Origin of the sequence: Streptomyces milbemycinicus, assembly GCF_002154605.1 — a bacterium.
Classification (GTDB): Bacteria; Actinomycetota; Actinomycetes; order Streptomycetales; family Streptomycetaceae; genus Streptomyces; species Streptomyces milbemycinicus.
This window is the reverse complement of the sequence record NZ_MUNE01000308.1, coordinates 249-6,178: the sequence shown is the minus strand read 5'-3', so window position 1 is coordinate 6,178 and position 5,930 is coordinate 249. Positions and strand designations below refer to the sequence as shown.

Genomic DNA, 5,930 nt, shown 5'->3' with positions numbered 1-5,930 from the left:
CGGCACGGAGGAGCAGAAGCGCGCCTGGCTGCCGGGTCTGGCGGACGGCAGCAAGACGATGGCGTTCGGCATCACGGAGCCCGACGCCGGATCCAACTCGCACCGCATCACGACCACGGCCCGCCGCACCCCCGACGGCGGTTGGCTGCTGACCGGCCGGAAGGTGTTCATCTCGGGCGTGGACATCTCGGACGCGACGCTGATCGTGGGCCGTACGGAGGACGCGCGGACGGGCAAGCTCAAGCCGTGTCTGTTCATCGTGGAGCGCGGGGCGCCCGGCTTCTCGTACCGGCATATCCCGATGGAGCTGGCGGCGGCGGAGAAGCAGTTCGAGGTGGTGCTCGATGATGTGCCGCTGCCCGCCGAGGCGCTGGTGGGGGACGAGGACGCGGGGCTGCTGCAGCTGTTCGCGGGGCTCAACCCGGAGCGGATCATGACGGCGGCGTTCGCGCTGGGGATGGGCCGGTACGCGCTGGCGAAGGCCGTGGAGTACGCGCGCGTACGCCAGGTGTGGAGGGAGCCGATCGGTGCGCACCAGGCCGTGGCGCATCCGCTCGCGCAGGCCCATATCGAAGTGGAGCTTGCGCGGTTGATGATGGCCAAGGCGGCCCATCTCTACGACGCGGGCGACGACGCGGGCGCGGGGGAGGCGGCGAACATGGCGAAGTACGCGGCGGGGGAGGCGGCGGTGAGGGCGGTGGACCAGGCGGTGCACACGCTGGGCGGCAACGGCCTGACGGCGGAGTACGGGCTGGCGAAGCTCGTCACGGCCGCGCGGGTGGCGCGGATCGCGCCGGTCAGCCGGGAGATGATCCTCAACTTCGTCTCACACCAGACGCTCGGGCTGCCCAAGTCGTACTGACGCTGACGGAACAGGACACCTATGGAGGGATCCGCGATGGCGTGGCGCAGTGAGTACCCGGATGTCCCGCTCTTGGACCTGCCCATCCACGAGGCCGTACTGGCGCGGGCGAGCACCGAGTTCGGCGATCTGCCCGCGCTGGTCGACGGGGTGGGCGGCACGGCGCTGAGCTACGCGGAGCTGGACCGCGCCACGCGGCGGCTCGCGGCGGCGTTCGCGGAGGCGGGGGTGCGCCAGGGGGATGTGGTGGCGCTGCACAGCCCCAACTCGGTGCTGTATCCGGTGGTGCTCTACGCCGTGACGCGCGTGGGAGCGGCGGTGACCACGGTGCATCCGCTGGCGACGGCGGACGAGTTCGCGGCGCAGCTGCGCGATGCGAAGGCGGAGTGGATCGTCACCGCCTCGGCGCTGCTGGGCGTGGCCCGGCGCGCTGGGGAGCGGGCGGGCGGGGTGCGCGAGGTGTTCGTCTGCGACGCGGCGCAGGGGCACAGGTCGATCGCGGACATGCTGGAGTGCACGGCGCCCGAGCCGGTGGTGGAGATCGACCCGGGCGAGGACGTCGCGGTGCTGCCGTACTCGTCGGGAACGACGGGGACCCCCAAGGGCGTGATGCTGACGCATCGCAACCTGGCCACGAATCTGGCCCAGCTGCATCCGGTGGTGCCGATGGAGCCCGGGGAGCGGATTCTGGCGGTGCTGCCGTTCTTTCATATTTACGGTTTGACGGCGCTGGTCAACGCGCCGCTGCGGGAAGGCGCGACGGTGATCGTGCTGCCGCGCTTCGATGTGGAGAAGTTTCTCGCGGCGATCCAGGAGCACCGGGTGACCGCGCTGTACGTGGCGCCGCCGATCGTGCTGGCCCTCGCCAAACACCCGGCGGTCGCCGGATACGACCTGTCGTCGCTGCGGTATGTGATGAGCGCGGCGGCGCCGCTGGACGCCGAGCTGGCCCAGGCGTGTGCGCGGCGGCTGGGGACCGCGCCGCTGCTGCAGGCGTTCGGGATGACGGAGCTGTCGCCGGGCTGCCATATGGTGCCGCGCCATGCCCGGGACGTGCCGCCGGGCACGGTCGGCAAACTGCTGCCGAGCACCGAGATGCGCATCGTGGAGACGGCGGGGGAGCGGCGGGATCTGGGGGTCGGGGAGGACGGCGAGATCCTGATCCGGGGGCCGCAGGTGATGAAGGGGTATCTGGGCCGGGCGGCGGAGTCGGAGGCGATGGTCGACGCGGAGGGCTGGCTGCGCACCGGCGACGTCGGGCATATGGACGCCGACGGCTGGCTGTATGTGGTGGACCGGGTCAAGGAACTGATCAAGTACAAGGGGTACCAGGTCGCCCCCGCCGAGCTGGAGGCCGTGCTGCTCACCCACGAGGCGATCGTGGACGCGGCCGTGGTCGGGGTCCACGACGCGGACGGCAACGAGCTCCCCAAGGCGTATGTGGTGCTCGGGCCCGGGGCCGAGCTGTCGGGGGACGAAGTGATCGATTACGTTGCCGGGCGGGTGGCCCCGTACAAGAAGGTGCGCCGTGTGGAGTTCACGGACGCCGTGCCGCGCTCGGCCACCGGCAAGATCCTCAGGCGTGAACTGCGCGCCAGGGAAGGGAGTACGACGGCCTCATGACGGACGCGCCACCACCTCTCGTACGGCACGCGTACGCGCGCGGCATCACCACGCTGACCCTCGACTCACCGCACAACCGCAACGCGCTCTCCACGCGGCTGGTCGCCGAGCTGAGCGAGGCGCTGGCGGCGGCCGGGCGGGACGCGGGCACGCGGGCGGTGCTGCTGACCCACACCGGCACCACGTTCTGCGCGGGCGCGGATCTGAGCGAGCCGCCCACGCGGTCGGCGGCGCTGAACCTAGTCGCGCTGTTGCGGTCGATCGTGGAGCTGCCGAAGCCGGTGGTGGCCCGGGTGACCGGACATGTCCGGGCGGGCGGTCTGGGGCTGCTGGGCGCATGCGATATCGCGGCGGCGGGCGGGGGCGCGAGCTTCGCCTTCACCGAGGCCCGGCTGGGGCTCGCACCCGCGATGATCTCCATACCGCTGCTGCCCCGGCTGGACCCGCGCGCGGCGGCCCGCTACTACCTGACGGGCGAGCGGTTCGACGCGGCCGAGGCGATGCGGATCGGCCTGGTGACCCTGGGGACTCCGGCGGGAGACCGGACAGTAGACCCGGCAGCAGACCCGACAGCAGGCCCGGCGGGAGATGTCGACGAACTGCTGGCGCCGGTCCTCGACGGGCTGCGGCGCGGCTCCCCGCAGGGGCTCGCCGAGTCCAAGCGGCTGGTCACGGCGGAGGTGCTGGCGGCCTTCGCCCGGGAGACGGACCGGCTGGCGGAGCGGTCCGCGGCGCTGTTCGCCTCGGCCGAGGCCCGCGAGGGCATGACGGCCTTCCTGGAGCGACGGGACCCGGCGTGGGTGTCGGACGTGCTGGGAGAGGGTTCGGCCCCCGGCGGCGGGGAGGCGCGGTGACCCCGCCGCGTACCCCGCCGCGTACCGCGCTGCGGGACCCCAAGCAGGACCGCAGCCGCGCCACCCGCCGGCGGCTGCTGGAGGCCGCCGTGGCCTGCCTGGCCGAGCACGGCTGGACCCGGTCCACGGTGGCGGTGGTGGCCGAGCGGGCCGGGGTGTCGCGGGGCGCGGCCCAGCACCACTTCCCGACCCGCGAGGACCTGTTCACGGCCGCGGTGGAGCACGTCGCCACGGAGCGCTCGGCCGCCCTGCGCGCCCTGCACGTACGCGAGCGGCAGGAGCGCGAACGGGCGGAGGAACGTGGCGGGGCGGAGGTGGTCGGCCTGGTTGGGGTTCTGGTCGACCTGTACACCGGCACGCTGTTCCGGGCCGCGCTCCAGCTGTGGGTGGTGGCCTCGTACGAGGAACAGCTCGGCGCGCGGGTGGCCGCCCTGGAGGCGCGGATCGGCCGGGAGACCCACCGGATGGCGGTGGAGCTCCTGGGCGCCGACGAGAACGTGCCGGGCGTACGGGAGTCCGTGCAGGGCTTCCTGGACATGGCCCGCGGCCTCGGGCTCGCCAACATCCTCACCGACGACCGCGCCCGCCGCGACCGGGTGGTGGCGCAGTGGGCGCGGATCCTCGACGACGCGCTGCGCGCTCCGCACTGAGGCGTGAGGCGTGAGGCGTGAGGCGGGTCAGTGGCTGGAGGTGTCCCCGAAGCCCTCGATGTCGTGCGGGCTGCGCGGGCCGGGGCCGGTGTAGCGGGCGGAGGGGCGTACGAGGCGGCCGGTGCGCTTCTGCTCCAGGATGTGCGCGCTCCACCCGGCGGTGCGGGCGCAGGTGAACATGGAGGTGAACATGTGCGCCGGGACCTCCGCGAAGTCCAGGACGATGGCCGCCCAGAACTCGACGTTGGTGGCCAGTACCCGGTCCGGCCGCCGGTTGTGCAGCTCGTCCAGGGCCGCCCGCTCCAGCGCCTCGGCGACCTCGAAGCGCGGCGCGCCCAGCTCCCGGACGGTGCGCCGCAGCACGCGGGCGCGCGGGTCCTCGGCGCGGTAGACGCGGTGTCCGAAGCCCATCAGCCGCTCGCCCCGGTCCAGGGTCTGCTTGACGTACGCGGTGGCGTCGCCGGTGCGCTCGATCTCCTCGATCATGTGGAGGACGCGGGAGGGCGCACCGCCGTGCAGCGGGCCCGACATGGCGCCGACGGCCCCGGAGAGTGCGGCGGCGACGTCGGCGCCGGTGGAGGCGATGACGCGGGCGGTGAAGGTCGAGGCGTTCATGCCGTGCTCGGCGGCCGAGGTCCAGTACGCGTCGACGGCGGCGATGTGCTTGGGGTCGGGCTCGCCGCGCCAGCGCCGCATAAAGCGCTCCACGACGGTCTCCGCCTTGTCGATCTCCCGCTGCGGGACCATCGGCAGGCCCTGGCCGCGGGCCGACTGGGCGACGTACGACAGCGCCATCACGGCGGCGCGCGCCAGGTCCTCGCGGGCCTGCGCCTCGTCGATGTCCAGCAGCGGTTTGAGGCCCCACACGGGCGCCAGCATGGCCAGCGCGGACTGCACATCGACGCGGATGTCGCCGGAGTGGACCGGGATGGGGAACGGCTCGGCCGCGGGCAGACCGGGGTTGAACGCGCCGTCGACCAGCAGCCCCCACACGTTCCCGAAGGAGACATGGCCCACCAGGTCCTCGATGTCCACGCCTCGATAGCGGAGCGCGCCGCCCGCCCTGTCGGGTTCGGCGATCTCCGTCTCGAACGCGATGACTCCTTCGAGTCCGGGTACGAAGTCGGACATCAGGCGGCTCCTCGTGCGCGGCTCGCGGTCCGTACCGGTCACCCTGGTGATGCCCCGTGCGGACGAGTGTCATCCGGCCGCGCCGGGTACGCGACCGTACGGCCTGCGCGACGGGCGATGGTCTGCCACAGTCTGGTCTCTGAGGTACCCCCGGGGAAGCGTGAGAAGCGGCACACGTCCCGTCACCCGCGGAAAGGGTTACCGGGTGACCGGAACGGGGAGGGGATTCGCCCGTACGGGGCAGTACTTGAGGCGCGGCGTTGATGTTGCAAGATATGCGCGTGCCTCACGTTGATCCGCAATTCTCGGCGCGTCCGGCCGCGCGCACCTACGACCCGGCCGCCATGCGCGAGCACTACCGCGCGGAGGGGATCGCCGAGCGCGAGCTCGCGGCCGATCCGTACGAGCAGTTCACGCGGTGGTTCGAGCAGGCCGTGGCGAGCGGACTGTTCGAGCCCAACGCCATGGTGGTCTCGACGGCGGACGCCGCCGGGCGCCCCAGCTCCCGCACGGTGCTGATGAAGAGCTTCGACGCGCGCGGATTCGTCTTCTACACCAACTACAACTCGCGCAAGGGCCGTGAGCTCACCGAGAACCCGTACATCTCGCTGCTCTTCCCCTGGCACCCGATCGCCCGCCAGGTCATGATCACGGGCACGGCGCGGCGGACCGGCCGGGACGAGACGGCGGCGTACTTCAGGACCCGGCCGCACGGGTCGCAGCTGGGGGCGTGGGCGAGCGCGCAGTCCTCGGTGGTGGGCTCGCGGGAGGAGCTGGACCGGGCGTACGGCGAGCTGGCGGACCGCTATC

At 72.7% G+C, this 5,930-nt stretch carries 6 protein-coding genes; 5 read left to right on the top strand and 1 reads right to left on the bottom strand.

The window, feature by feature from the left end; translation table 11 throughout:
- The 4 genes from CCN51_RS24165 to CCN51_RS24150 form a co-directional block, all read left to right on the top strand.
- The coding region (locus CCN51_RS24165) for an acyl-CoA dehydrogenase family protein (protein ID WP_086860082.1) at positions 1 to 862 on the top strand (862 nt) is incomplete at its 5' end.
- A 36-nt stretch (positions 863 to 898) separates the two neighbouring features.
- Complete coding sequence (locus CCN51_RS24160) at positions 899 to 2,485, top strand: 4-coumarate--CoA ligase family protein (protein WP_043490611.1); 1,587 nt, start codon at positions 899 to 901, stop codon at positions 2,483 to 2,485.
- The gene (locus CCN51_RS24155) at positions 2,482 to 3,339 is read left to right on the top strand and encodes an enoyl-CoA hydratase family protein (RefSeq protein WP_014177459.1); all 858 of its coding nucleotides are present in this window, start codon (positions 2,482 to 2,484) and stop codon (positions 3,337 to 3,339) included. Before CCN51_RS24160 ends, CCN51_RS24155 begins: the two co-directional genes overlap by 4 nt.
- Entirely contained in the window at positions 3,336 to 3,989 is a 654-nt protein-coding gene (locus CCN51_RS24150; protein ID WP_014177458.1) for a TetR/AcrR family transcriptional regulator, read from the top strand. The genes CCN51_RS24155 and CCN51_RS24150 overlap by 4 nt, the downstream gene beginning before the upstream one ends.
- Positions 3,990 to 4,016: 27 nt before the next feature.
- Here the strand turns inward: CCN51_RS24150 and CCN51_RS24145 are convergent, their stop codons facing one another.
- Positions 4,017 to 5,120, bottom strand: coding sequence for a citrate synthase 2 (locus tag CCN51_RS24145; protein ID WP_014177457.1), 1,104 nt, complete (start codon positions 5,118 to 5,120; stop codon positions 4,017 to 4,019).
- A gap of 275 nt (positions 5,121 to 5,395) precedes the next feature.
- Between CCN51_RS24145 and pdxH the strand changes: the two genes are divergently transcribed.
- Positions 5,396 to 5,930: pyridoxamine 5'-phosphate oxidase (gene pdxH, locus CCN51_RS24140; protein ID WP_425444776.1), on the top strand; the 535-nt coding region annotated here is incomplete at its 3' end.

Coding starts and splice junctions, on each gene's coding strand:
- CCN51_RS24160 (WP_043490611.1), top strand. CDS start 899: ATGGCGTGGCGCAGTGAGTACCCGGATGTCCCGCTCTTGGACCTGCCC.
- CCN51_RS24155 (WP_014177459.1), top strand. CDS start 2,482: ATGACGGACGCGCCACCACCTCTCGTACGGCACGCGTACGCGCGCGGC.
- CCN51_RS24145 (WP_014177457.1), bottom strand. CDS start 5,120: ATGTCCGACTTCGTACCCGGACTCGAAGGAGTCATCGCGTTCGAGACG.